This is a genomic window from Kitasatospora sp. NPDC051705 (genome assembly GCF_044453265.1).
Lineage (GTDB): Bacteria > Actinomycetota > Actinomycetes > Streptomycetales > Streptomycetaceae > Kitasatospora.
In genome coordinates this window covers 226,394-250,021 of sequence record NZ_JBITCO010000001.1, presented here as the reverse complement: position 1 = coordinate 250,021, position 23,628 = coordinate 226,394, and the positions used below count along the sequence as shown (strand labels likewise).

Annotated in this window: 22 protein-coding genes; 8 read left to right on the top strand and 14 right to left on the bottom strand. The window is 75.3% G+C overall.

The genetic code is table 11. From position 1 onward, the window contains the following. Positions 1 to 104 precede the first annotated feature (104 nt). From ACIA8Q_RS01100 to ACIA8Q_RS01065, 8 genes are all read right to left on the bottom strand, one after another. Complete coding sequence (locus ACIA8Q_RS01100; protein ID WP_396316535.1) at positions 105 to 1,064, bottom strand: LysR family transcriptional regulator; 960 nt, start codon at positions 1,062 to 1,064, stop codon at positions 105 to 107. Positions 1,065 to 1,510: 446 nt separating this feature from the next. Then, positions 1,511 to 1,897, bottom strand: coding sequence for a VOC family protein (locus ACIA8Q_RS01095; protein ID WP_360206108.1), 387 nt, complete (start codon positions 1,895 to 1,897; stop codon positions 1,511 to 1,513). 99 nt (positions 1,898 to 1,996) lie between these two features. Next, the gene (locus ACIA8Q_RS01090) at positions 1,997 to 2,953 is read right to left on the bottom strand and encodes an STM4011 family radical SAM protein (RefSeq protein ID WP_396316534.1); all 957 of its coding nucleotides are present in this window, start codon (positions 2,951 to 2,953) and stop codon (positions 1,997 to 1,999) included. Continuing rightward, positions 2,950 to 4,281, bottom strand: a complete 1,332-nt coding sequence (locus tag ACIA8Q_RS01085) for an STM4012 family radical SAM protein (RefSeq protein ID WP_396316533.1) — start codon at positions 4,279 to 4,281, stop codon at positions 2,950 to 2,952. The genes ACIA8Q_RS01090 and ACIA8Q_RS01085 overlap by 4 nt, the downstream gene beginning before the upstream one ends. Next, complete coding sequence (locus ACIA8Q_RS01080; RefSeq protein WP_396316532.1) at positions 4,278 to 5,144, bottom strand: STM4013/SEN3800 family hydrolase; 867 nt, start codon at positions 5,142 to 5,144, stop codon at positions 4,278 to 4,280. The genes ACIA8Q_RS01085 and ACIA8Q_RS01080 overlap by 4 nt, the downstream gene beginning before the upstream one ends. A 116-nt stretch (positions 5,145 to 5,260) precedes the next feature. After that, entirely contained in the window at positions 5,261 to 6,409 is a 1,149-nt protein-coding gene (locus ACIA8Q_RS01075) for an STM4014 family protein (protein ID WP_396316531.1), read from the bottom strand. 16 nt (positions 6,410 to 6,425) lie between these two features. Next, entirely contained in the window at positions 6,426 to 7,355 is a 930-nt protein-coding gene (locus ACIA8Q_RS01070; RefSeq protein WP_396316530.1) for an STM4015 family protein, read from the bottom strand. A 165-nt stretch (positions 7,356 to 7,520) separates the two neighbouring features. After that, positions 7,521 to 8,477, bottom strand: coding sequence for an STM4015 family protein (locus ACIA8Q_RS01065; protein ID WP_396316529.1), 957 nt, complete (start codon positions 8,475 to 8,477; stop codon positions 7,521 to 7,523). 200 nt (positions 8,478 to 8,677) lie between these two features. Between ACIA8Q_RS01065 and ACIA8Q_RS01060 the strand changes: the two genes are divergently transcribed. The 3 genes from ACIA8Q_RS01060 (at position 8,678) to ACIA8Q_RS01050 (ending at position 10,919) form a co-directional block, all read left to right on the top strand. Beyond that, entirely contained in the window at positions 8,678 to 9,004 is a 327-nt protein-coding gene (locus tag ACIA8Q_RS01060; protein ID WP_360206089.1) for a hypothetical protein, read from the top strand. A 177-nt stretch (positions 9,005 to 9,181) separates the two neighbouring features. Then, positions 9,182 to 10,303, top strand: coding sequence for a DUF6745 domain-containing protein (locus ACIA8Q_RS01055; protein ID WP_396316528.1), 1,122 nt, complete (start codon positions 9,182 to 9,184; stop codon positions 10,301 to 10,303). Positions 10,304 to 10,412: 109 nt separating this feature from the next. Beyond that, positions 10,413 to 10,919 carry a DUF1877 family protein gene (locus ACIA8Q_RS01050; RefSeq protein WP_360206084.1) on the top strand — a complete coding sequence of 169 codons (507 nt, stop codon included), beginning with the start codon at positions 10,413 to 10,415 and terminating at the stop codon, positions 10,917 to 10,919. Between the two features lie 39 nt (positions 10,920 to 10,958). Here the strand turns inward: ACIA8Q_RS01050 and ACIA8Q_RS01045 are convergent, their stop codons facing one another. Beyond that, positions 10,959 to 11,462, bottom strand: a complete 504-nt coding sequence (locus ACIA8Q_RS01045) for a DUF6624 domain-containing protein (RefSeq protein WP_396316527.1) — start codon at positions 11,460 to 11,462, stop codon at positions 10,959 to 10,961. 263 nt (positions 11,463 to 11,725) lie between these two features. Between ACIA8Q_RS01045 and ACIA8Q_RS01040 the strand changes: the two genes are divergently transcribed. Beyond that, a complete protein-coding gene (locus ACIA8Q_RS01040) occupies positions 11,726 to 11,875 on the top strand; it encodes a hypothetical protein (protein WP_396316526.1) in 150 nt (49 codons plus the stop codon). Positions 11,876 to 11,985: 110 nt separating this feature from the next. On the opposite strand, the gene ACIA8Q_RS01035 is transcribed toward ACIA8Q_RS01040, so the two are convergent. Next, on the bottom strand, positions 11,986 to 12,825 hold the full coding sequence (locus tag ACIA8Q_RS01035) for a class I SAM-dependent methyltransferase (protein ID WP_360206079.1): 840 nt from the start codon (positions 12,823 to 12,825) through the stop codon (positions 11,986 to 11,988). A 311-nt stretch (positions 12,826 to 13,136) separates the two neighbouring features. Here ACIA8Q_RS01035 and ACIA8Q_RS01030 point away from each other — a divergent pair, with 311 nt between their 5' ends. Continuing rightward, on the top strand, positions 13,137 to 13,808 hold the full coding sequence (locus tag ACIA8Q_RS01030) for a hypothetical protein (RefSeq protein WP_396316525.1): 672 nt from the start codon (positions 13,137 to 13,139) through the stop codon (positions 13,806 to 13,808). A gap of 193 nt (positions 13,809 to 14,001) precedes the next feature. On the opposite strand, the gene ACIA8Q_RS01025 is transcribed toward ACIA8Q_RS01030, so the two are convergent. Beyond that, a complete protein-coding gene (locus tag ACIA8Q_RS01025; RefSeq protein ID WP_396316524.1) occupies positions 14,002 to 15,477 on the bottom strand; it encodes a purine-cytosine permease family protein in 1,476 nt (491 codons plus the stop codon). A 253-nt stretch (positions 15,478 to 15,730) separates the two neighbouring features. Between ACIA8Q_RS01025 and ACIA8Q_RS01020 the strand changes: the two genes are divergently transcribed. Continuing rightward, positions 15,731 to 16,570, top strand: coding sequence for a methyltransferase domain-containing protein (locus ACIA8Q_RS01020; protein ID WP_396316523.1), 840 nt, complete (start codon positions 15,731 to 15,733; stop codon positions 16,568 to 16,570). 134 nt (positions 16,571 to 16,704) lie between these two features. After that, a complete protein-coding gene (locus ACIA8Q_RS01015) occupies positions 16,705 to 17,277 on the top strand; it encodes a YciI family protein (protein WP_360206069.1) in 573 nt (190 codons plus the stop codon). Positions 17,278 to 17,328: 51 nt separating this feature from the next. Here the strand turns inward: ACIA8Q_RS01015 and ACIA8Q_RS01010 are convergent, their stop codons facing one another. After that, positions 17,329 to 18,930 (bottom strand): ABC-F family ATP-binding cassette domain-containing protein, encoded by a 1,602-nt coding sequence (locus ACIA8Q_RS01010; protein WP_360206066.1) that lies wholly within the window; start codon positions 18,928 to 18,930, stop codon positions 17,329 to 17,331. A gap of 353 nt (positions 18,931 to 19,283) precedes the next feature. Here ACIA8Q_RS01010 and ACIA8Q_RS01005 point away from each other — a divergent pair, with 353 nt between their 5' ends. After that, positions 19,284 to 20,213, top strand: coding sequence for a RimK family alpha-L-glutamate ligase (locus ACIA8Q_RS01005; protein WP_396316522.1), 930 nt, complete (start codon positions 19,284 to 19,286; stop codon positions 20,211 to 20,213). Between the two features lie 168 nt (positions 20,214 to 20,381). Here the strand turns inward: ACIA8Q_RS01005 and ACIA8Q_RS01000 are convergent, their stop codons facing one another. Then, positions 20,382 to 21,719, bottom strand: a complete 1,338-nt coding sequence (locus ACIA8Q_RS01000; protein ID WP_396316521.1) for an FAD-dependent monooxygenase — start codon at positions 21,717 to 21,719, stop codon at positions 20,382 to 20,384. Positions 21,720 to 22,000: 281 nt separating this feature from the next. After that, the gene (dacB, locus tag ACIA8Q_RS00995) at positions 22,001 to 23,593 is read right to left on the bottom strand and encodes a D-alanyl-D-alanine carboxypeptidase/D-alanyl-D-alanine-endopeptidase (RefSeq protein WP_396316520.1); all 1,593 of its coding nucleotides are present in this window, start codon (positions 23,591 to 23,593) and stop codon (positions 22,001 to 22,003) included. Between the last annotated feature and the right edge of the window lie 35 nt (positions 23,594 to 23,628).

The window sequence follows — 23,628 nt, the reverse complement described above, 5'->3', positions numbered from 1 at the left end:
CTCCCCCGTTCATTTCCCGTCGTGGTGACGGGAGTTGACACGAGCAGCAAACCACCGCCCCGAGCCGTGGGCAAGCCTTCGAGGAGCCGCCGGGGAGTCCGAGGTCAGCCGCCCGCCCCGGGCGCGGCCGGCTCCGGGACGGGCGGTGCTCCGGCAGCGGTTGGCGGGGCGAACAGGGCCCGGACGGTCTCGGCGGCGAGGTCGCGCAGCCAGGCGTGGGCGCGGTCGTCGTCGTAGCGCTGGTGCCACAGCAGGTACAGCGGGACGTCGGGCAGCGGGAGTGGCAGCGGCAGCGTGACCAGGCCGAGCCGTTCCCGGGCGGTGCGGGTGACCGCGTCGGGGAGGGTGACGACCAGGTCGGATTCGAGGGCGAGTTGCAGGGCGAAGGCGGCGGTGGGCCCGGCGGCGACGACGCGTCGTGTGAGAGCGCGCGTGGTGAGCGCGTCGTCGATCGGGTCGCGCAGGCTTCCGCGGCGCGACACGGTGAGGTGTTCGGCGGCCGCGTAGCGCTCCAGGTCCGACGGGCCTTCGGTGAGGGGGTGGCCCGGCCGGACGGCGACGACCAACCGATCGCTGCCGACGAGGCGGTGGCGGATGTCGGGGAGTTCCGGGGCGCGGGAGCTCGATTCGAGGTCGACCTCGCCCCGGCGCAACTCGGCGTCGTCCGCCCCGGGCTCGGCGGACAGGCGCAGCCGGATGCCGGGGGCCTGCCGGCGGACGGCCGTGGTCAGGGCGGTGCCGCAGGCGGCGGTCAGGGCGTCGTGCCAGCGCACGGTGAACACCCGGTCCAGCGCTGCCAGGTCGAGCTCCTGATGGGCCGACAGGAGGTGGTGGGCCTGCTCGACGAGGGCGTGGACCTGGGCGCGCATGGCCAGCGCGCGGGTGGTGGGCACCATGCTGCGGCCGGTGCGGACCAGGATCTGGTCACCGGTGGCCCTGCGGATGCGGCCCAGGGAGCGGCTCATCGCCGGTGAGGTGACGTGGAGGCGTGCCGCGGCGCCGGCGACGCTGCCTTCCTCCAGCAATGCGTCCAGTGCTGTGAGCAGGTTCAGATCCAGCTGCATGGAGGGAACTCTACAAGTGCGTGGCATGCACTCGTTGTTAACGATCGAGGCCGGGGCCGCGTATCTCCCGGGTGGCGACCGACGCCGAGCAGACCGTCACCGGCCTGCTCGGCGACCGCGGCTGGCAGCCGTCACCGGTCTGCTCGGCGACCGCGGCTGGCAGCCCGTACAGGTCGAGGAACTCGGCGGCATCACCACGGCCCGCACCGCCGGGGCCATGCCTCGTGATCCCCCGCCCCCCCGCGACGCCACGGCCTTACCCCCTTCGCGGTCTCCTCCGCCCGCTGACCCCGCCGGACTCAGGACCGGGTCCACCCCCGGAGCCGGGCGCGGCCCAGCACGGGGCCGGTCGAGCGCCGGCCCCGGCAGCCTCCCTCAGCGGCCGCCGCCCCGGTGCAGTGCGGCGCCGATCCTGCCTCCGCCGAATCGGGCGGGCGGGTGCGGTGCTATCCGGTGGTGCGTTCGTTCACGCAGAGGATGTTTCCTTCGCTGTCCTTGAACCAGGCCGCGCGCATGCCGTCGTCGTCGGCGACGCCGTTGACGGTCTTCAGACCGGGGAAGTCGTAGTCCTCGAACGTGACGCCGCGGCTGCGGAGGGCTTCCATCTCGGCGTCGAGGTCGGCGACCTTGAAGCTGGCGAGGGTGTGGGCGGCCTGCCCGGCGCTGGGCGTCTCGTAGAGGCCGACCTCGGTGCCGCCGCACTGGAAGACGAGTTCGTGCGGGTTCTCCTCGGTGAGCTTCAGACCGAGGGTGTCGGTGTAGAACGCCTTGGCGCGGGCCAGATCGGCGGCCGGGATGATGGCTATCAGGGGTGCGTCTCCAAGCATGTCCATCGCCTCCTACCACCAGGCTAGGTACGTCCGCGCCGGCCTGCTCGGGGAAACGTGGGCCACGGGCCCTCCCCGGGCCGGTCCTCGGTCGGTGGCCGGCCCTCAGCCGGAACCGGGTGGCCAGGCCGCCGGGACGCGTTCCAGCACGCCCGCGCCGAACAGCTCGTACAGCGGCAGGGTCTCCAGGTGGACGTAGCCGATGTGGCAGTCGCAGACCCGCAACGGGCAGTCGCGCGGCCCCAGCCGGGTGCGGTACGAGCCGTCGTAGAGGTTGCCGAGGACGTCCCGGACGAAGTGGCACCGACGCACGGTGCCGTCGCCGTCCACCGAGAGCACGGACTCCCCGGTGCGGCAGGGGCGGCCGGCACTGGGGTGGGCGTGCCGGCTGTAGCCGAAGTGCGGATCGAGCGCCGTCCAGTCGGCGGCCTCGGCGTCCGAGTACGTCCGGCCCTCGGCGGCGTTGATCCAGAGGTAGACCTCAGGGGCGAGTTCGGCGCGCAGCCGGCGGGCCTCCGCGAGGTGTTCGGGCCGGCCGACCACCCCGACGCTGTACCGCACGCCCAGCGCGTCCAGCTCCCGGCACCGGGAGAGGAACCGCTCGCGGGAGACCTGGCCCGGGTGGTACGTCACCCAGAGCGCGAGGGTGTCGAGGTCGGCCTCCGCCAGCCAGCCGGTGCGGCAGCTGAGGTTGGTCTGGATCGCCACCCGGCGCACGTGCGGGAGCCGGCTCAGCCCGACCAGGGCCTGCCGGTACCAGGAGCGCACCAACCCCTCGCCCCAGGGCGTGAACAGCACCGAGAGGGTGTCGCCGCTGCCCGCCCGCCCGGCCGCCCAGCCGGTGAACCGCTCCAGCGCCGCCCGGTCGGCGCGCAGCTGGTCGGGCGTGTCGCGGCGCTTGGCGAACGGGCAGTAGGGGCAGTCGTAGTCACAGGAGGCGAGCGGACCGCGGTAGAGCAGGGTGAGAGCCCGCGGACCGGGCTCCACCGGGGCCGCGGTGGCGAGGCCCGGCACGGGGGCGGCGTGCGGGGGCCGGACGACGGGCAGGCCGAGGAAGGTCATTTCGCCTCGTAGGCGGCCATCAGGGCGGCGACCCCGGGTGAGAACAGCATCGGCCCGGCCGCGTCCGAGTGGGCCAGTCCCTCCGGGGTGAGCAGCAGGCGCTCCCCGTCCTCGGCCAGCCAGCCGCGGGCGGCGAACTCGGCCAGCTCGACCGGGAAGTCCTCGGTGGGCGTGCTGCCGAACCGGGCGCGGTAGTCCGCCAGCGGCATGCCCGCGGCCTGCAGCAGGGACTGCACCAGGTGCCGCCGGCGGGGCTCGTCGCCGCTCATCCGGTGGCCGACCTCCGCGTGGTGGAAGTCCTCGGTGGCGACGAAGTCGTCGATGATGCCGCGCACCTCCGTGGCGTTCACCGCGTAGTCGAAGGAGTAGTGCAGCCGCGAGGTGTAGGAGCGGGCGCCGCAGCCCAGGCCGACCATGCCGTCGGTCTGGCAGGCGTACTCGCCGGCCCCGGCCTGCGGGGAGGCGGCGCGGCGGAACATCCGCATCGACACCTGCTGGTAGCCGCGGGCCAGCAGGTGGTCCCGGCCGGCGCGGTAGAGCGCGAGCCGGCGGGTGTCCCAGGCGGACGGGCTCTCCTGCTCGCCGCGCCGGGCCAGGCCCGTCAGCGGGCGGACGTACAGCGGGTAGAGGTAGAGCTCCTCGGGCTGCCAGGCGAGCGCCGCGTCCAGCGAGTGCAGCCAGCTGGCCTCGGTCTGGCCGTCGATGCCGTAGATGAGGTCGATGTTGAGCACCGGGAACCCGGCCGCGCGGATCCGGCCGAGCGCGGCCTCCACCTCGGCGCGCCGCTGCGGGCGGACGGCGGAGCGGGCCTCGGCGTCGACGAAGGACTGCACGCCCAGGCTCAGACGGGTGGCGCCCCGGGCGGCCAGCACCTCCAGCCGGTCGGCGGTCGCGGTCGCCGGGGAGGCCTCCACCGACAGCGGCACCGCCCGCAGGTCGGCGCCCATCCGCCGCTCCGCGATGTCGCACAGCTGCTCCAGCTCGCCGGCCGTCAGGTAGGTGGGCGTGCCGCCGCCGAACGCGGCCAGCGCGAACCGGGCGTCCTCCTCCAGCGCCGCGCGGACGGCGACGGCCTGGCGCTCCAGGGCGTCCAGGTAGGCGGTGGTCAGGCCCTCGGGGCTGCCGATCCGGGTGAAGAGGTTGCAGAAGCCGCAGCGGACCTCGCAGAACGGGACGTGCAGGTACAGGGAGAGCGCGTGCTGCGCCTCGCCGGCCCACAGCTCGCGCAGCGCCGGGCGCTCGGGCAGCGGGCGGTAGGCGGTCTTGTGCGGGTAGGCGTAGACGTACGAGCGGTAGGGCGAGTCGGGGCGCGGGGGTGCGGTGGTCATGCGCGCTCCTCGGTGGCGGTGGCGGGGTCGGTGGTGGTGGCGGCGGTACCGGCTCCGGGCCGGGCCGGGATGGTGAAGTGGGCGTACGGGACCGTCCAGACCACCTCGTGGCCGATCCGGTGCCCGGTGTAGCCGTCCTCGCCGTACGCGGTGCCGTGGTCGGAGCAGACGATCGCGAAGCAGGGCCGGCGGGCGCTCATCGCGGCGAACAGCCGCCCGATGTGCGCGTCCACGTACTCCAGCGCGGCGGCGTGGCTGTCCCGGGAGTCACCGTGCTCGCGGGTGGCGCCGGGCAGGTGGAACCAGTTGGGCTGGTGCAGCGCGGAGACGTTCAGGAAGAGGAACAGCGGCTGCCCGGCGGGCTGTTCGGCGGCCACCCGCTCGGCCCGGGCGACCTGTTCCTCGAAGGACGTCGGTGAGGGCACGCCCATCGCGGGCTCCCAGTGGCTCTCCTGGAACAGGCCGGGCAGTACCGAGCCGAGCGGGCCCTGCTTGTTGAAGAAGCCGACGCCGCCGATGCAGACCGTCCGGTAGCCGGCCCCGGCGAGAGCGGTCGGCAGGTCGGGCGCGTCGAACACCCAGGTGCGCGGGGCGGTGCTCTCGGAACCGGCGAAGCGGGCCGCGAACAGGCGCGGGTGCGGGCCGTCGGGGGAGGCCGGCGTGGGTAGGAAGCCTGCCAGGATGGCCTGGTGGGAGGCGTAGGTGAAGCTGCCGGGCGCGTGCCGGCGCTCCCAGCGGCCGCCGGGGAGGAACGCCGCCAGGTGCGGGATCCGGCCGGCGGCGGCGAGCTCCTCGGCCACGTCGTAGCGGAGCGTGTCCAGGGTGACGAGCAGGAGGTCGTGGGTACCGACCACGGCGTTCATGTCCGGAGCGGGCGTGGGCGCCGGAGCGGGAGCGGGCTCCGGGGCCGGAACCCGGCTGGCCCGCGGCCGTACCGGGGCCGGGGCCTGGGCGGGGGTGCGGTCGGGAGAGCGGTGGTTCATGGTGCGTGTTCCGTCATCTGGTGGGTCGTCGGGGCGGGGCCGGGGGCCCCTCCCGTGGAACGGGTGAAGGCGGCGGGCCGGGTGAGCGCGGCGAGCTGGGCGCCGTAGGTGTCCAGGCCCTCGGCGGGGCCTCCGGACAGACCGGTGAGGTTGGGCAGCAGGTCCCCGAAGGCGTTCACCTCGCCGACCAGCGCCCGCCGCCAGCCGGCCGCGGGCAGCACGTCGACACCGACCATCGGCGCCCGGGGGAAGCAGGCCGCGGCGCGCTCGGCCGTCTCCAGCAGGACCGGCCAGGCCGCCCCGGCGGCCTCCCGGGCCAGGTCGACGCTGCCCCGGGCGCCACCGAGGTGCAGGTTGGTCATGGGCTGGGCGCTGGTGCGCACCACCACGTGGGTGGCCCGGCCTGCGACGACCACCACCCGCAGGTCGGCGGAGCGGCCGGACTGGGAGGCCTTGGGGATCCACTGCTCGACGTGCAGGCCGTCCGGCGCCAGCCGGTCGACGATCGCGGCGACCTCCGCCTCGTCGCGGTAGCGGCGGACCCGCAGCGAGTTGTGCAGCCGGCCGTCGGCCAGCTCGACCGAGGTGGTGGCCAGCACCTGCCCGCGCGGCCCGAACTCCAGGGCGAGCACCCCGGAGGCGGAGGAACCGTGCGCGGGCTTGACGAAGATCCGGTGCAGCCCGGCCTCGGCCAGCCGGCCGCGCAGCTGCTCCCAGCCCGTGACCTCCCCGCCGAGCGCCCGGGGCACCGGCACCCCGGCGGCCGCGAGCAGCGCGTGCGACCGCCGCTTGTCGAACATCACGCCGATCTCCTCCGGGTCGCCGAGCAGCCGCACGCCCGGTCGGGCGGCCAGCCCGCGCAGCGCGGCCAGCACGCCCGCGTACCAGGCTGCCGTGCCCTCGACCCTGGTCGGCGCGTAGGAGGGGCCGAGCGCCGGGCCGCGCAGCAGCTCGTCGACCCGGGCGTCCTCGCCCGGCGACTCGATCCGCAGCAGGCCGCCCGTGGGCGGCCGGTACTGGCCGCGCAGCACGTCCAGCCAGGGCAGGACGGCGGGCTCGGGCAGCCCGGCGGCCCGGGCCGCGGCGGCGAACAGCGTCACCCGCCGGTGCCCGGGATTGCCGAGGACGGTCAGCTGCGGCGTCATCGTGCCCCCCACCCGCCTACTCGGCGACCGCGACGTAGCGCCAGCCGTCGTCATCGTCGTCGTCCTCGGCGTCGCCGAGGTCGACCGCGACCCCGGGCAGGGCCTCGGTCAGCCGCTGCTGCATCTCCTCGCCGAGGTAGTGGTGGTGCAGGTCGAGGCTGCGCAGGTGGGTGAGCGGCTGGCCCTCCAGCAGGGCGGCCGCACCCTCGTCGGAGAGCACGCCCATGGAGAGGTCGAGCGACTCCAGCCGGGCCACCACGGGCGCGTGCGCCACGGCCGAGGCGATCTCGTCCTGGATGTCGCTGTTGGCCAGTCCGAGGTGACGCAGGCTCGGCAGGCGCGCGCCGTCGAGGAAGGGCGCGAGGTCGTCGATCGTGGTGTCGCCGCCGTACTCGTCGGTGCCCAGCCAGAGCGTCAGCCGCTCCAGCGCGGGGAGTTCGGAGGCCGCCACGGCCCGCACCACGGCGGCCGGCAGCCCACCGGCCTCGAACCGCAGCGCCGTCAGCCGGTCGTGCCGCACCGGTGCGAGGACGAGGTCCATGCCACCGCGGACGGTCAGTTCGGTGAGCCCGGGGAACGCCGTCAGCAACGGTGTGACGTCGTCCATCTCCATCCAGGAGATCTCGCACTCGTCGAAGGTCACGTCGCCCAGGAAGAGCGCCTCCAGGGCGGGCAGCCGCGCGGCGTCGGCGGTGACGGCGGCGACGGCGGCGGCCACGGAGACGTAGCCGTCCTGCCACCAGGGGCCGATCACCACGGCCCGGACCCCGGCCGGGTCGACGGCGTCCAGGAAGGCCTTCCAGAGCCGGTCGAAGTCGTGGTCGGTGTCGTACTCCAGGGCCAGCCGCCAGGCGACCTCGCCCGCGGCGGGCCGGGCGGCCGCGGTGGGGTCGAAGGGGTGGATCGGCAGGTCGTGGAAGCGGTCGGGGTGCTGCGAGACGGTCATGTTCGGTCCAGGCGGGGAGTTCGGCGGGCGGGCGGGGGTGCGGGGTGGGGCGGGAACCGGCCGTCGGGCTGTGGCCGGTAGGGCTGCGGGTCGGTCGGGTCGTCGGTCGGCGGGGGTACGGCCGGCCGGGTGCGGCGGCCGGTGACGGGTGCCGGGCGGCCGCCGCTACTCGGAGACTGCCACGTAGCGCCGGCGGTCGTCGGGCTTGCCGGCGCCGGAGAGGACGAGCCCGACCTCCGGCAGGGCCTCCCGCAACCGCTGCTGGACGTCCTCGGTGAGGAAGTGGTGGTGGAGGTCGAGGGTGCGCAGGTGGGTCAGCGGCTGGCCCTCCAGCAGGGCGGTGACGCCCTGGTCGGTCAGCGCGCCCATGGAGAGGCTGAGCGACTCCAGCCGGGCGACCACCGGGGCGTGGGCCACCGCGGCCGCTATGTCGTCCTGGAGCAGGCTGTTCTGCAGGCCCAGGTGGCGCAGCGCGGGGAAGCGGGTGCCGTCCAGGAAGGGGGCGAGGTCCACGACGCCGGCGTCCCCGCCGTAGTGGTCCACGCCGAGCCAGAGCTCGAGCCGCCGCAGGGCGGGCAGGTCGCAGCCGGCCACCGCGCGCACCACCTCGACGGGCAGCCCGCCGGTCTCGAACCGCAGCGCCGTCAGCGCCTCGTGGCGCACCGGCTCGAGCCGCAGGCCCGTACCGCCCCGCACCACCAGCTCCGTCAGCCGCGGGAAGGCCGTCAGCAGCGGGGTGACGTCCTCCATCTCCAGCCAGGAGATCTCGCTCTCCTCGTAGGTGATGTCGCCGACGAACAGGCCGCGCAGGGCGGGCAGCCGGCCCGCCGCGCCGGTGATGGCCTCGAGGGCCGAGCCGAGGCCCTCCGGCTCCTCGGAGAACCACGGGCCGATCACCACGGCCGCCACGCGCTCGGCGTCGACCGTGTCGAGGAACTGCTCCCAGCGCTCGGTGAAGGCTTCCTCGGACTCGTAGTTCAGTCCGATCCGCCAGGCGACGGTGGTGGGCTCCGGGAGGTCGGGGAGCACCGCCCCGCCGGCCTCCGCGGCGGCGTCCACGGCCTGGACGAAGTCGAAGACCGGGAGACCGTGGAACTGCTCGATGTGGTGGTTGACGGTCATGCGCTGCTCCTCTGGGGTCGGGGCCGAACAGATGTCTACCAGCAGGGTCTGACAGTCCGGTGCCCGGGTGGCGGGCGGGGGCGGGTTGTCGGACCCGTGCCCTACGTTCGGGTCCTGGCTCCGGAACGTGACCGCGCAGGGCACGGCGGAGCCGCGGGGTCCGGTGTCCGCCGGGCCCGGTCCACGGTGAGGGGAGACTGATGTACCGCCAGGGCGATGTGCTGATCGTGCCGGTCGAGGAGGGCGCCGTGCCGGGCCGGGTCGCGGCGCTGGCCGAGCAGCCGCGGGACGGGCGCGGCCGGATGGTGCTGGCGCTCGGGGAGGTCACCGGGCACGCCCACGCCGTGGTCGGCCCCGGCGCCCTCCGGCGGGAGGCCGGGCCGTTCGGCGCCGGCTGGCTGCACCTGCCCGAGGGGGGCCGGGTGGTGCACGAGGAGCACGCGGCGATACCGCTGCCCAGGGGCTGGTACCGGGTGGTGCGTCAGCGCGAGTACGTCCCGGGCGCGGTGCGGATGGTCGCGGACTGAGCGGACCGACCGGCCCGCCGGCACCGGTGCCCGGACCGACCGGCGTCGGGAGCGACCGGCGGTCGGGCGGCGTCGGTGCGGGCGGTGCGGCGGGCGGCACGACAGGCAGCCCGGAACTCGGAACGGAACGGCAGCATGCGGCCGGGCGGGGAGCCCGGCCGGGAACGGAGCAGGACGATGCAGACGGTGATTCCCGACGACGCGGCAGGGGCGGCGACGGCGGACGGTCCCGCCGGGGTGACGGCCCGCTGGCGGGCGGTCGCCGCGGCCACCGGACCGGCCGACCGGGCGGCGGCAGAGCGGGCCGTGCGCGCGGCGTACCGGGCGGCCGGGCTGGCCGAACCCGCGGCCGTCCGCTGGTTCGGCTCGCCGCTGGCGGCCGCCGAGGCGGCGCTGGAGCTGCGGGCCGCCGGTGCGGTGAGCGTCCGCGAGGCCGTGCGCACCGGGCCCTGGGAGCGGGACCGGCGGCGGGCCGTCGACCGGGTCGGCGCCGCCGGGTGGGCGGCGCACTGGGCGGTCACCGGCGGCGAACTCGGCCCGGTCACCACCCCGCTCGCCGACCGCGTCCGCAACGCCGTCCTGGACCGGCTCGCCCCCGAGGCGGACCGCGCGCAGGCCCCGGGCGGGGCGGCCGACGCCGCCCGCGCCCGCCGCACCGCCGCCCGGCTCGCCCTGCTGGACGCGGTGCGCGGCCAGCACGACGCGCCCTGGTTCGCCGCCTTCGAGGCGGCGTTCGGCACCGACGAGCCGGGTGCCGGCGCCGCCGAGCCGCTTGCCGCGGTGGCCCGGGAAGCCGGCTGGTGGTGGCCGTACCAGGACGTCGCCCTGGTCAGCGAACGCCCGGTCGCCCTGCACCGGGACGAGGCCGGGCGGCTCGACCGGGCGGACGGCCCCGCCCTGGAGTACGCCGACGGCCTCGCCCTGCACGCCTGGCGCGGCATGCCGGTGCCCGCCGAGTTCCTGGCCGGGCTCGGCGACGTCACCGCCGAGCGGATCCGCACCGAGGAGAACGCCGAGCTGCGCCGCGTCCTGCTGGAGCACTACGGCTACGACCGCTACCTCGCCGACTCCGGCGCCGTCCCGGTCCACCGTGACGAGACCGGAGTGCTCTGGCGGATCACCCTGCCCGACGACGAGCCGGTGGTGATGGTCGAGGTCGTCAACTCGACCGCCGAGCCCGACGGCACCTTCCGCACCTACTGGCTGCGCGTCCCGCCGAGCACCCGCACCGCCCGCGCGGGGGTCGCCTGGACCTTCGGCGTCCCGGAATCCGAGTACCACCCGCAGCGCGAAACCTGACCGGGCCGCCGCCGGGCCCCCTGACGGCCTGAGCGGCCCGAGCGGTCGGGCCGCTCAGGGCCGCTCAGGGTCGCGAAAAGCGCTGGACACGCTCGGGACACTGGTGGGCATGGCCGTCACCCAACAACTCGCCCGCGTCCCCGTCGCCTATCTCGAGCGCTGCCGCACCCTGGCCGCCGAGCGGGCCGACGGCGACCACGGGTTCGACCCGCCGGCCGCGGACTGCCTCGACCTCGACTGGGCGCCCTTCCTCCTCAAGCGCGTCGCCGAACTCGGAGGCCTCGACCAGGCCCCGCTGGCCGCGCTGCACCTGGCCCTCGACGGGGATCCCGCCTCCGACCTCGCCTTCCTCAACCGGTACCCGCACGCCATCGCCGCGTTCGGCGGCACCCCGACCGCACTCGCCCCGGCGGAGGTGGCCCGGGTCGCCGGGCTGCTCCACGGGATCGACCTGCCGGCTCTGTGGGAGTCCGTCTCGCCCGAGGACCTCGGCCCGCTCTCCCAGGGCATCACGGGCGGCGCCCGGCGCTACGCGGCCACCCACTTCGCCGCACTGCTCGGCTTCTACGCCGAGGCCGCCCGGCGGGGCCTGGCCGTGGTCCTCTGGTGGGACTGACGGCGCCCCGGCGGCAGGGCACCTGGTAGGCGGAGTGACTCAGGCCGAGAACCGAGCGATGTATTCGGCGAACGGTGGGATTCCGACTTCTGCCCGTCGCTCGTCCATGAGCTCGGGTTCCTCGCAGGGCCACGGGACCGGCGAGCCGTCCCTCACCCCGGCGATCTGCGTGCCGTAGATCTGCTTCTGCCCTTCGTTCACAAGCGTGCGATCCCGCAGGAAGGCGAGATCGCGAGGGCTGGCGGAGCCGTCGGCCACGGCCTGCTCCATCAGCCGCAGCGCGCGCCGCTGAACGTCGAGCTGCCGGTCGGCGTGTTGTGCGATCAGCCACGCGGCCCGGGCCGCGTCGTCACCGACAAGTTCGGCGGTCGGCCATCCGTGCGCGGCCATGATCTCGCTGAGGCGGTCCGCGTGCTGCGCGGTCAAACGACGCCACGCCAACTGCTCCGCCGGGTCGTCACTGTTCGCCTTGCGCGCGGCCTGGTGATCTGCCGCGGCCATCACGTTGAGCTCCGCGGCCACTGCGGCACGGTCGGATGCCATCCCTACTCCAGATCAGATCGACGTTCCCGTTGGTCATCCGCAACCCTAAGTGTGCAGAATGCGACAAAATCTCCTCCGCGAGGGCGGTGACAGGCGCATCCGGCGATTGGGATACTTGATCTATCCACGGAGCCGGGGCCGGATCGGCGCCACGGTGACGGTCCCGTGGAGGAGACGGGCGAGCTCGTCGAGCCCGCCGGCCGACCACCTCGGTCGCCGCAGCGTTGCCGGTCGGAGCGCGGGTCCTGGAACTCCGCAACGGCGTGCTTGATCTGACGTCCGCACAGGTAGTGGTCGCCGCCTGGGACATCGACCGGCTCGGACGACGGCGCGGCCTGGGGACCGGTGACGGCAGGACCCGCGAGTCCGATCAGACGGCCGTCACCATCGCCTCGATCCTGCTCTGGATCTGACCTTTGAGGACGACCCCGAGTGGGCGGCGGTGCGGCCGACGTTGAGGGGCAGCACCGCCCGCGGAGCTCGGTCCGCTCCCGGCGGACGTCACCGGTGGCGCTCGCCGGCGTCAGGGGGCCCGGGCGATCAGGACGGGCTGGAAGAAGCCCGTTTCGGCGGGCTGTCGCCAGCGGACGGTGGTGAAGCCGGCCGCGGTGGCGAAGGCGGTGAGCCGGGGCGCGGTCAGTGCCCAGTAGGTGGAGCGGTGGACGTCGACCTGCCAGGCACCGGCGGCGTCCGGGACGAGGCGGAAGAGTTCCAGGTCGTAGCGTTCGCCGTCCTCGTGCCAGTGCCAGAGCTGGAACACGACCGATCGCCGGCCGTCCCGGTCGACGGTCTGCGGCGGGGTGGACGCCGGGCGGGTGCGCCGCAGCTCGTCGTAGGGCCGGGTGCTGAGCAGCAGCAGGCCGCCGGGCCGCAGGACGCGCCGCAGTTCGGCGAGCGCGGCGTCGACGTCCTCGGGGGTGAGCAGGTGGGGGAGGGCGTTGTCGGCGCAGACGACGACGTCGAACCGGGCGTCGGGGAAGGGGAGCCGGCGCATGTCGGCGGCGGCCGTCGGCAGGTGCAGGCCCCGCTGGCCGGCCTCGTCCGCGGCCCGGGCGGCGGCGACCGGACTGAGGTCGGTGCCGGTGACGCGGTGGCCGAGGCCGGCCAGGCCGATGGCCTGGGTGCCGATGCCGCAGGCGCAGTCCAGGACGTCCAGCGGTGGTTCGCCGGGGCGGTCGCCGAGGTCGGTGCGGATCAGGGCGTCCAGGGCGGCGCCCTGCCGGCCGACGGAGGCCGACCAGTCGGCGTAGAGGAGGTGGTAGCCGGCTGCGAGCCCGTCGTAGAAGTGCCCGACCGGGCCGGTGGGACGGGCGGGGCCGGGGAAGCCGGCGGCGTCGGCCGTGTCGGCGGGGAAGTCGGTCATGGCGTCTGGCCTCCACGGTCGGCGGGGCGGGGCGGGCGGTGGGACCGACCGGACGTGGCACCCCGGCGGTCCGCCCGGTCGTCGTGCGGCTATCCTCGCCCAGGTCGAGCCGGGCCGGACAGCGGTTTTCCGACGGTGCATCACCCCGCGCCGACGGCGTCACCCCGCGTCGACCACCCCGGGCCGGGGCCCGTCCGGGAACGCGGCGGACGAGGCGGACGCGGCGGACGCGGGGCACGGAAGGGGCGGGCAGAGCGCGGGCGGAGGACTGGCAGAGCGCGGGCGGAGAACGGACGGAGGACGGCGGAGCGGTGGAACGGATACCGGACGAGGACCCGCTGGGCGGGATGCGCCCGTTCCTCGAGGCGGGCGACGCCGTGCTGGGCTACGAACCGGTCGGCCCGGGGCACGGGTTCGCCGATCGCTGCTGGGTACTGCACACCCTGCGGGTGGACGGGCGGCGGGTGCGCTGGGCCGACGCCCTCGCGGCGGCCGGCCGCCGGCTCGCGGACTGGCCGTTCACGCTCTCCTCCCTGCTGCTCGACGGGGCCGTGCACGCCGCGCTGCCCGGCGGGGTCGAGTACCCGTGGATCGGCGTGCCGGACCGCGACTGTCTGACCCGCCTGGTGGAGCTGCTGGCCCGGCACGGAGCCGACGGGACGGCGACGGAGTGCTACTGGGCGCAGGCGGCGATCGAGGACCTGTCGGCGCCCGTCCCCGCCCATCGCGGCCGGCTGGGCGAGGCCGTGGCCCACCACGAGGCCTGCGAGGGCCCGGCCCGTGCGAGCGGACTGCAGTTCCCGGCCCACTGGTGGCCGCTGGACGGCTCCTGGTTCGTCCTCACCGACTGGGACCTCAGCGCCACCGAGGTGTTCGGCCCGCCCGCCCTGATCGAGGAGCTGCTCGCCGACGACGTCCTGGAGGCCGTTCGCCACCCGGCCGTCGCCGAGGTCCAGGGCCGCCCGGCCCGATGGCCGGGGTGACCTGAGCGACCGAGGCGACGGCGCGCCCGATGGTGCCCGCCCGGCGGTGCTCGCCGGGTGCAGCCGACCGGGACGGACGGTGGCGTCGCAACGGGAGGGTCCGGTCGCAACGGGACCGCCCGGCCGCCGGCTCGGTCGAGCGGGCGACCGGGCGGTCCGGTGCGTCGGGGCGTGCGCGGTCGGCGCCGCGGGGTCAGACGGTGACGGTCTCGGTCCGCTCCGCCCGGGGGCCGGTGGTCCGCTCGGCGGCCGGGGTGTTCTCCCGCGGCGCGGGGAGCACGGCCATGATCGCGGCGGAGATGACGATGGTCGCCGCCCAGGCGAGCCCGTACCTGCCGACGGGGGTGTCGGAGAGCGGTCCGGCGAACCAGTCGCACTTGGTGAAGGCGAGCCCGCTCAGGAGCGCGAGCACCCAGGACACCATCGCCTGCCAGCAGAAGCCGCCCACGTACCAGTACCGGCTGTTCCTGCCGGTGTCCATCAGCGCGGCGGCGTCGTAGCGCACCGCGCGCGTGCGGCGGCGGAACATGTCCACCGCGTAGACGCCGATCCAGGCCGAGAAGGAGACGGCGAGCAGGATCAGGAAGGTGATGAAGGAGCCCAGGAAGCTCTTGGCCACCAGCATCAGCAGCAGGCCGCCGACCAGCGAGATCACGGCGTTGATGCTGACTGCCAGGGCGCGCGACAGCCGGACGCCCATGGTCTGCGCGGTGAAGCCGGCCGAGTACATGGAGAGGCTGTTGATCAGCAGCATGCCGACGATCGCGGTGAGCAGGTAGGGCACGGCCAGCCAGGTCGGCAGCAGGTCGCCGAGGAAGGAGACCGGGTCGGCGGCGTCCGCCAGGCCGGGCGAGGCCACCGCCATCACGGCGCCCATCAGCACCATCGGCACCATCACCAGGCCGGCGCCGGAGACCGTCACGCCGACGATCTTCCTGCCGGAGGCGGCGTGCGGCAGGTAGCGGGCGAAGTCCGGGCCGGTGGGGACCCAGCTGATGCCGCCGGCGGCGATGGTCCCGATGCCGGCGATCATCATCGCGGTGGTGCCCGCGGGCTTGGAGAAGACCTCGCTCCAGTGCATGGTGGCGACCAGGTAGCCCAGTACCAGGACGCTGAAGACGCCGAAGAGGTACGTCGACCAGGTGTTGCAGACGTTCAGCGCCTTCCGGCCCATGCCGGAGACCAGGAAGGTGCAGGCGACGAAGGCGAAGAGCGTGATCACGATCAGCGCGGTGTTGCTCTTCACGCCGAAGAGCAGGTCGAGGACGGTCAGCACGGCGTAGGCGCCGGTGACGGCGTTGATCGTCTCCCAGCCGAACCGGGCGATCCACAGGATCGCGCCGGGGAAGAGGTTCCCGCGCACCCCGAAGGTGGCCCGGGAGAGGGTCGCGCCGGGCGCACCGCCCCACTTCCCGGAGACCGACAGCACGCCGACCATGCCGAACGAGACGAGCGCGGCGCACGCGGCGACGATCAGGACCTGCCAGAAGTTCAACTGGTTGAACACCACCAGGGCAGCGCCCATGGTCAGCAGCAGGACGCTGATGTTCGCCGCGACCCAGGTCGGGAAGAGCTCTCGGACTCTGCCCTGGCGCTCGTGGTCGGGGACGGGTTCGATACCGCGCGTCTCGATCGCGCCGTCGACGTCGACGGCGGACGGGTTGTCCATGAGGGTGGCTCCGTGCGTGTGAAGCGGGAGATGAATCGGGCAAATGGAACATTTATGGAAGTCTCCGCGCGTAGCGCGGAAGTTGAGTCATCCTACTTGTTCACGATGTGGCCCGATTGACGCGGTTGTCCCCCGGCGGCGGCGAGCAGCCGGGGAAGGGGCTGACGCGTACCCCGTGGTGCGGCCGTGCGGCGTGGCCCGGGTCGCGGGAAATCGGCTGGTCAGGGCGGGGCGGTGCCGGGATGATGCCGGTATGCGCACCTTCGAAGAGCTCATCGCCGAGGCCGGGGCCGTGTCCGTGGACGGCTGGGACTTCTCCTGGCTGGACGGCCGTGCCACCGAGGAACGGCCGTCCTGGGGGTACCAGCGGATGCTGGCCGAACGGTTGGGCACGGCCTCGGCGGCCCTGGACGTGCAGACCGGCGGCGGCGAGGTCCTGGCCGGCGCCGCACGGCTGGCGACCGCGGCGTTCGGTCCCTCCGGTGCCTCTGCAGCAGGGGCCGGGGCAGGAAGCGGAGCCCCCCGCGCGCTGCCGGCCGCCCTGGCCGCCACCGAGTCCTGGCCGCCGAACGTCGCCCGCGCCACGGAGCTGCTGCACCCGCTGGGCGTGGTCGTCGTCGCGGACCCGGACGAGCCGCCGCTGCCCTTCGCCGACGGCGCCTTCGACCTGGTCACCAGCCGGCACCCGGTGAAGGCCTGGTGGTCGGAGATCGAGCGGGTGCTGCGGCCCGGCGGCACGTACTTCGCCCAGCACGTCGGCCCGGCGTCCGGCTTCGAGCTGGTCGAGTACTTCCTCGGCCCGCAGCCGCAGGCCCGGCAGGCCCGCCGGCCCGAGGACGAGAGCGCCGCCGCCCGGGAGGCCGGCCTGGAGGTGGTGGACCTGCGCTCCGAGCGCCTGCGGATGGAGTTCCGCGACATCGGCGCGGTGGTCTACTTCCTGCGCAAGGTGATCTGGATGGTCCCGGGCTTCACCGTCGACGCCCACCTGGACCGGCTGCGCGAGCTGGACGCCCTGATCCGGGCCGAGGGGCCCTTCGTCGCCCACTCGGCCCGCTTCCTGATCGAGGCCCGCAAGCCAGAGGCCGGGCGGTGACCGTGCCGGCGGTCGGAGTCGTGCGCGGCTGATCGCCCGGGTGGCCGGGGTCGCGGGGTCGGCGGGGTCGCCCGGGGCCGCTCGGCGCGGGTATTCGCTGTACCCGGGCCGTGCGGGCCGGGAGACTGCCGCGCATGGAGTTCTTCTGCTACCACCGTGATCGGCCCGGCTCCCTGGAGCTGCGGCAGGAGCTGCTCGAACGGCACTGGTCCTACATGGACGGGTACGCCGCGGAGATGATCGCCCGGGGGCCGACGCTGTCCGGCCCGGACGGAGCCCCGACCGGCAGCGTGCACGTCCTCGACCTGCCCGGCCCGGCCGCCGCCCGGGCCTTCGCCCTCGACGAGCCGGGCTACCAGGCCGGGGTGTACCGCGACCTGCTGCTGCGGCGGTGGCGCAACCTGTTGGGCCGCACGATGTGGGACTTCCCCGGAGGCCGGACCGGCGGCAGCCGGTTCCTGGTGCTCGGGCTGGGCCCGGCCGGGCCGGCCGGCTCCGCAGCAGCGCCCGTGGGGCTGCCCGCGGGACTGCCGCGGGACGAGCTGATCGCCTACGGGCCGCTGCTGTCCGACGACGGGGCCGACTGGCTGGGCACCGCGGCGCTGGTACGCGCCGCGGGCCCCGCGGAGGCGCGCGCCGTGCTGGGCCCGGAGCCGTACGCGGACGTCGAGGTGCACCGGTGGCAGTTCGGCGGGCGGGAGCCCTGAGCCGGGCAGGGTTCCGCCCCGGCCCCGCGCGCAGCGGCCCCGGCCCGTCGGCTACGCCAGGGTCACCAGCTCCAGGTACGAGTCGTGCCACAGGTCCTCGTCGCCGTCCGGCAGGAGCAGCACGCGGTCGGGGCGCAGGGCCTCGATGGCGCCCTGGTCGTGGGTGACCATCACGATCGCGCCCGGGTAGGTGCCGACCGCGGCGAGCACCTCCGCCCGGGAGGCCGGGTCGAGGTTGTTGGTGGGCTCGTCGAGCAGCAGGACGTTGGCGCCGGAGTGGACCAGGGCGGCCAGGGCCAGCCGGGTCTTCTCGCCGCCGGAGAGCACTCCGGCCGGTTTGTCGGCGTCGTCGCCGCGGAAGAGGAACGCGCCCAGGACGTGGCGCAGTTCGCCGTCGGTGAGGCCCGGGGCGGCGAGCGCGAGGTTGTCGCGGACGCTGCGCGCCGGGTCGAGGGTGTCGTGCTCCTGGGCGAAGTAGCCGAGCCGCAGTCCCGGGCCGGGGACGACCCGGCCGGCGTCGGGGGCCTCCTGGCCGGCCAGGATCCGCAGCAGGGTGGTCTTGCCGGCGCCGTTGAGCCCGAGGACCACCAGCCGGCTGCCCCGGTCGACGGCGAGGTCGAGGCCGGCGAGCACCGGGCGACCGGCGTAGGACTTGGCGAGTCCGACCGCGCCGAGGGGCGTCCGGCCGCACGGCGCGGGTTCGGGCAGCCGGATGCGGGCCGTGCGGTCGGCCTGCCGGACGGCTTCCAGCCCGGCGAGCATCCGGTCGGCCCGGCGGGCCATGCTGCGGGCGCTGGTGGCGGTGGCCACGTTGGCCCGCATCCGGTCGGCCTGGGCGTGCAGGGCGGCGGCCTTCCGTTCGGCGTTGGCCCGCTCGCGGGTGCGGCGGCGCTCGTCCGCCGCGCGCTGGGCGAGGTAGGCGTGCCAGCCGGTGTTGTGGACGTCGAGCGCGGCGCGCTGCGGGTCCAGGTGGAAGACCCGGTTGACGGTGTCGGCGAGCAGGACGGGGTCGTGGCTGATCAGCACGAGCCCGCCCCGGTGGGCGGTCAGGAAGTCGCGCAGCCAGGCCACCGAGTCAGCGTCGAGGTGGTTGGTGGGTTCGTCGAGCAGCAGGGTGCCGTGGTCGGCGAAGAGGATCCGGGCCAGTTCGACCCGGCGGCGCTGGCCGCCGGACAGGGTGCCCACCGGGGCGTCCATGACCCGGCCGGGCAGCCCGAGGCCGGCGGCGACCCGGGCGGCCTCGGCCTCGGCCGCGTAGCCCCCGCGGGCCTGGAACTCGGCTTCGGCGCGGGCGTAGGCGTCCATCGCCCGGCGCTGGTCGGCCGGCTCCTCGGCCCGGGCCATCGCCTGCTCGGCGCCGCGCAGGGTGCGCACGGCGGTGTCCAGTCCGCGGGCGGACAGGATGCGGTCGGTGACGGTGGAGGCCGGGTCGGCGGCGCGCGGGTCCTGCGGGAGGTAGCCGACGGCGCCGGTGCGGGTGACGGTGCCTGCGGCGGGCGGCAGCTGCCCGGCCAGGGTGGCCAGCAGGGTGGTCTTGCCGGCGCCGTTGCGGCCGACGAGGCCGATCCGGTCGCCGGGGGCGACGTGCAGGGTGACGTCGGACAGCAGGAGGCGGGCGCCGACGCGCAGGTCGACACCACGGGTGGTGATCATCAGGTAACGCTCCGAAACAGCGAACGGACACACGGGTGGCGTGGGAGTGGGTCCGTCAGCTAGGAGATTCGGGGCGTCGACATGCGGCCCAGGGTAGCGGGCCGGTCGGATGGTACGCATCCGGATTACCGGCGGTGGGCGTGGAGCGGCGGGCATGAAGCGCGGCGGGCACGGAGTACGGCGGGCACGGCGGGCGCGGAGCGCGTGGGACGTACGGGGCCTGCGGGCGTGTCCGGTCGGACCGGGGCGTCGGCCGGGGGCGTGGGGGTGCGCGCGGGTTTCGGCCACCCCGGTGGGTGACTGGCGCGCGGGGCCGTCTTGCCGGGCCCCGGGCCGCTCGCTTCGATGGCCGCATGGGCCGAGACGACCTCGTCATCCTGACCGATCACAGCTCGACCGAAGGCAGCCGGGAGGTACTGGCCGACGCCGCACGGGCCGTCACCGGCCGGGCGCCCGTGCTGCTCGACGCCCGGTGCTTCATGGCCGGCGGGGGCGGCCGGATCCGCTCCGACGGCCTCGGGCTGCGCCTGGAGGCGGAGGGGCGCGTCGTGGCCGCCGACACCGTGGTGGTCTACGAGATCCCGCCGCACCGGCGGCGGGAGTTCGCGGCCTGCCAGCGCCTGCTGCGCGCGCACGGAGCCCGTTCGCTCGGCACCGACCCGCGCTCCTGGCGGGCCGCCACCGAGAAGGACGCGACCGTGGCACGGTTCGTGCGCGACGGCGTCCCGCACATGCCCACCGTCGCGTTCTCCCGGCCGGGTGCGCGGGCCGTCGCCGCGGCCTTCGAGCGCCTCGGCGGCGACGTCTGGGCCCGCCCCTGCGTCGGCATGGGCGGCGACGACGTCTTCCACGTCACCAGCCACGCCCAACTCGCCGCCGCGGCGCGGTACTACGAGCAGGCGGGACTGGACTGGCTGATCGCCCGGGACGCCCGCAACTTCACCCCGGAGGGCGTCCGTCACCAGTACCGGGTGGTGGTGCTCGACGGCAGGGTGGTCCGCGCCGTGGAGCACGTCCAGGCCGACCCGGACGCCCCCTGCAACGAGAGCCGGGGCGCGGTCTCCACCGTGCTCGCGACCGATGGACTGCCCGCCGGCCTGGACCGGTTGGCGATCCGGGCGGCCGCCTCCCTGGACCTTCCGCTGGCGGGCGTCGACCTGGCGGCCGAGAGCGGCGGTGTGGTGTTCGAGGTCAACGTCCACCCGGCGTTCGGTGACGGCGCGCTGGAGCAGGTCGCCGTGCCGTACGTGGCCGCGCACCTGACGCCCGGGCACCGCCCCTGACCTGCCCCGGGGGCACGGCCCCGGCACCGCCGCCGACCGGCCCCGGGCGCAGTGCACTGCCCCAGCCGTACGGGCCCCAGCTGTACGGCCAGTTGTGCCGGCCCCGGGCGCACCGCCCCCCGGTGCACCGCCGCAGGGCACCGCCGCCGGGCCGGCCCCCGGCGGCGGTCAGCTCCGCAGGACGGCGGCCAGGACGGACGGGCGGAACAGCAGCGTCGGCGGTGCGACCAGCGACATCACCTCGTGGAAGGCGGCGGTGACCGCCGGGTCGTTCACGGAGGCGGCCAGCACCTTGTCCAGGAAGCGGTGCTGGAGCTTGAGCAGGGCGCCGGAGGGGGCGCCGGTGGTGGCGGCGAACCGGGCGTCCTCGCTGCAGGACATCACCCACGGGTTCTTCGACGCGGTCGCGATCTCGCGCCGGGCGTCCCGGGCCGTGGCGTGGCCGATGCCGCCGTGCCGCAGGGCGGTCCGGCGCAGCGCCTGGGCGCAGAACAGCGCGACCGTGACGCCCTGGCCGTAGACCGGGTTGAAGGTGCTGACGGCGTCGCCGACCACCACCAGGCCGTCGGGGGAGCTGCGTTCGTAGTGCCGGCGCACGCCCGGGCCGGGGACGAAGCCGCGCACCTCGCCGTCCGGTTCGGCGTTCCGGAGGGCCTCGCGGATGCTCTGGTCGCGCAGCAGGCCGACCTGCTTGGTGAACCCGGCCTCGCCGGGCTCGGGTTCGGCGCCGCGCATGCCGGCGACGCTGACGATCCACCGGTCGCCCTCGACCGGCAGCAGCACCCCGAGCCGCGGCGCGTCGGGGGCCTTGGTCTGCAGGTAGATCGCCCGGTGGCCGAGGTCGACGCCGGCCGGGCGGTGGAAGATCCGGGAGGAGTAGGAGGCGCCGGCGTCGACCCGCTCCTCGGGCACCGCCGGGTGGCCGAGTTCGGCCAGCCACTGCGGCACCGAGGTCGAGCGGCCCGCCGCGTCGACCACCAGCTCGGCCGGGATCTCCCGGACCTCGCCGCGCTCGGGGCCGCGCTCGCGGATCCGCACCCCGGTGACGGCCCGCGCCGAGCCGAGCAGGCCGACCACGTCCACGCCCTCGAGGAACTCGATCGAGGGCTCGGTGCGGACCCGGTCCAGCACCACCTTGTCCAGGACCGGCCGGGTGCAGGAGAGGAAACCGAGCTGGGCCGGGTACTGCGCCATCCAGCCGGCGGAGCTGAGCCACTTGAGGTCACCCGAGACGGCGACCCTGGTCGCGCCCGCGTCGGCCAGCTGCTGCCTGATGCCGGGCATCATCTCCTCCAGCGCCCGGTGGCCGGCCTCCAGCACCAGGTGCGCGTGCCGGCCCTGCGGCACCCCGGCCCGGAACGTCGGCTCCGCCGGGTAGCGGTCCCGCTCGACCACCACGATCCGCTCGGCGTGCCCGCGCAGCGCCCAGGCCGCCACCGTGCCGGCGAGCCCGCCGCCGATCACCACCGCCGTGCCCCGCCCGGGGCCCCTGTCCGAAGAAGTCATGACACGTAGCGTAGTGGCGCTGACGGGGCCGGTGGGCGGGCCGGCCGAACGAACGGGCCTGGTCCGGGAGGGTGTTGACGCCCCCGCGCGCGGGGCGCACGACCCGCGCCGGACCGGGTGCCCGAGCGCCCGCCGGACCGGGTGTCGAAGAACCGGGTGCCGAAGAGCCGCGCGCCGGCGGAGCACCGCGCGCCGACGGAGCACTCGGGCTCGGCCGGACAGCCCGCGGGGCCGGTGGCGGACGGATCCGCCACCGGCCCCGGGCCGTCGTGGGACCGGGCCTACGGTGACTCCTCCTGCAGCAGCGCGGCGATCTGGAAGACGTCGTCGCTGACGTCGAAGAAGGTCTCGATGGTCGGGGTGGCCGCACCGTTGACGGCCACGAAGAAGGTGCGCAGGCAGCCGTTGTTGGTCAGCAGGTAGCCGGCCACGGCCTGGCCGCTCACCGCGAGCCGGTTGTTGAGGCGGTCGCCGCCGATCGCGCTGCCCGGTTTGACGAACACCTTGCCCTTGGCCGGGCAGTCGGTGGTGCAGGTGGTGGCACCGGAGCCGTCCACGCCGAGGATCGGCAGGGAGAGTCGGAAGGCGTCCGCGTCGGGGGTGCGCAGCCAGTACGCGAGGACCTGGTTGAGCCCCCGCGGGGTGACCCGGTCGACGGGGTCGCCGCCGCGTCCGTCGGCGAGCTGGAACTGGTCCGGGTCGGCGTGGGCGACGTCGGCCAGGAAGGCGTGGACGACGGGGTAGCCGGCGTCGCAGTCGGTGCTGCCGGTGGCGACGGCCATGTTGCACAGGGCGAGGTTGGCGCCGAGGTTGTGGCTGATCTTCAGGATCAGCTTGGCGTACTGGCTGTACGGCGGGGAGACGAAGGCGGCGACCTGCGGGTCGCCGGCGTAGTCGGCGGGCAGGGCGTCCTGCGGGTTGGGGCCGGTCGGGTCGGCGGTGACGGTGACGCCGGCGCGGGCGAGCGCCTCGATCAGGGCGGTGCGCCCGAAGGCGTTCGGGTCCTTGACGGGGGCGGTGTGCAGGACGGGCTGCGCGTCGGCGGCGACCGTCCCGGAGAGGGTGATCCGGGTGCCGTCGGGGGAGGCGGAGACCTGGACGTCGGTCGGGCCGCCCGCCTCCACGGTCCGGACGGTGGACGTGACCTGGTACGGCGCCACCTGCGGGCGCCAGTCCAGCCGGGCGGCTTGCCCGGGTGAGGTGGGGGTGGCCAGCAGGTCGATCAGGTTGTCGTTGATGATCAGCGGGGTGGGCTGGGGGTCGAGTGCCGGGGGAGTGAAGATCCGGGGGTCGACGATCACGTCGCCGTTGACCCGGGTGATCCCGGAGTCGCGGACCTGCCGGGCGAGCTGGTCGATGCCGGCGAGCGGGTCCTCCGGGGTGAGGGTGGCGCCCGGGAGGTCGTTGGCGTAGGTGTGGTCGATCACGGTGTAGTCGACCGAGCCGTCGGGTTTGGTGCGCCCGCCCATGGTGAGGTCGCCCTGGGCGACCAGGGAGAGGTCGCCGGTGAGGGTGGAGCCGGTGCGCCGGCCGATGGCGTGGATCGGCGTGGTGAAGCGGTGGTCGGGGCCGAGGGCGTGCCAGGCGCCGGAGATCGTCACCACCTTGGCGGTCGAGCCGGGGATGAAGCGCTGGTCCGGGAACTGCGCGTGGATGGTCTCGCCGGTGGCCGGGTCGACCTCCAGCAGGCCCCACTGGGCGTGCTGGTAGGCGGGTTTGGCCATGATGGCCCGGATGGCGGGGGAGAGGCGCTCGCCGGGGTCGGGGGCCGGTGCGGCGGCGGCCGTCCCGGTCGCCGCCGGCCCGGTGACGGCCAGCAGCGCCGCGCCGGCGGCGGCCCAGGTCCGGAGCCGACCGGGGGTCGTCAGTCTCATGGGAGATCAGCCGTTCTGGAGTCGGGGCCCGGAGG

Excerpts from the sequence above, each read along its gene's own strand:
- ACIA8Q_RS01100 (WP_396316535.1), bottom strand. The coding sequence starts at position 1,064 with ATGCAGCTGGATCTGAACCTGCTCACAGCACTGGACGCATTGCTGGAG.
- ACIA8Q_RS01095 (WP_360206108.1), bottom strand. The coding sequence starts at position 1,897 with ATGGACATGCTTGGAGACGCACCCCTGATAGCCATCATCCCGGCCGCC.
- ACIA8Q_RS01090 (WP_396316534.1), bottom strand. The coding sequence starts at position 2,953 with ATGACCTTCCTCGGCCTGCCCGTCGTCCGGCCCCCGCACGCCGCCCCC.
- ACIA8Q_RS01085 (WP_396316533.1), bottom strand. The coding sequence starts at position 4,281 with ATGACCACCGCACCCCCGCGCCCCGACTCGCCCTACCGCTCGTACGTC.
- ACIA8Q_RS01080 (WP_396316532.1), bottom strand. The coding sequence starts at position 5,144 with ATGAACGCCGTGGTCGGTACCCACGACCTCCTGCTCGTCACCCTGGAC.
- ACIA8Q_RS01075 (WP_396316531.1), bottom strand. The coding sequence starts at position 6,409 with ATGACGCCGCAGCTGACCGTCCTCGGCAATCCCGGGCACCGGCGGGTG.
- ACIA8Q_RS01070 (WP_396316530.1), bottom strand. The coding sequence starts at position 7,355 with ATGACCGTCTCGCAGCACCCCGACCGCTTCCACGACCTGCCGATCCAC.
- ACIA8Q_RS01065 (WP_396316529.1), bottom strand. The coding sequence starts at position 8,477 with ATGACCGTCAACCACCACATCGAGCAGTTCCACGGTCTCCCGGTCTTC.
- ACIA8Q_RS01060 (WP_360206089.1), top strand. The coding sequence starts at position 8,678 with ATGTACCGCCAGGGCGATGTGCTGATCGTGCCGGTCGAGGAGGGCGCC.
- ACIA8Q_RS01055 (WP_396316528.1), top strand. The coding sequence starts at position 9,182 with ATGCAGACGGTGATTCCCGACGACGCGGCAGGGGCGGCGACGGCGGAC.
- ACIA8Q_RS01050 (WP_360206084.1), top strand. The coding sequence starts at position 10,413 with ATGGCCGTCACCCAACAACTCGCCCGCGTCCCCGTCGCCTATCTCGAG.
- ACIA8Q_RS01045 (WP_396316527.1), bottom strand. The coding sequence starts at position 11,462 with ATGGCATCCGACCGTGCCGCAGTGGCCGCGGAGCTCAACGTGATGGCC.
- ACIA8Q_RS01035 (WP_360206079.1), bottom strand. The coding sequence starts at position 12,825 with ATGACCGACTTCCCCGCCGACACGGCCGACGCCGCCGGCTTCCCCGGC.
- ACIA8Q_RS01025 (WP_396316524.1), bottom strand. The coding sequence starts at position 15,477 with ATGGACAACCCGTCCGCCGTCGACGTCGACGGCGCGATCGAGACGCGC.
- ACIA8Q_RS01020 (WP_396316523.1), top strand. The coding sequence starts at position 15,731 with ATGCGCACCTTCGAAGAGCTCATCGCCGAGGCCGGGGCCGTGTCCGTG.
- ACIA8Q_RS01015 (WP_360206069.1), top strand. The coding sequence starts at position 16,705 with ATGGAGTTCTTCTGCTACCACCGTGATCGGCCCGGCTCCCTGGAGCTG.
- ACIA8Q_RS01010 (WP_360206066.1), bottom strand. The coding sequence starts at position 18,930 with ATGATCACCACCCGTGGTGTCGACCTGCGCGTCGGCGCCCGCCTCCTG.
- ACIA8Q_RS01005 (WP_396316522.1), top strand. The coding sequence starts at position 19,284 with ATGGGCCGAGACGACCTCGTCATCCTGACCGATCACAGCTCGACCGAA.
- ACIA8Q_RS01000 (WP_396316521.1), bottom strand. The coding sequence starts at position 21,719 with ATGACTTCTTCGGACAGGGGCCCCGGGCGGGGCACGGCGGTGGTGATC.
- dacB (WP_396316520.1), bottom strand. The coding sequence starts at position 23,593 with ATGAGACTGACGACCCCCGGTCGGCTCCGGACCTGGGCCGCCGCCGGC.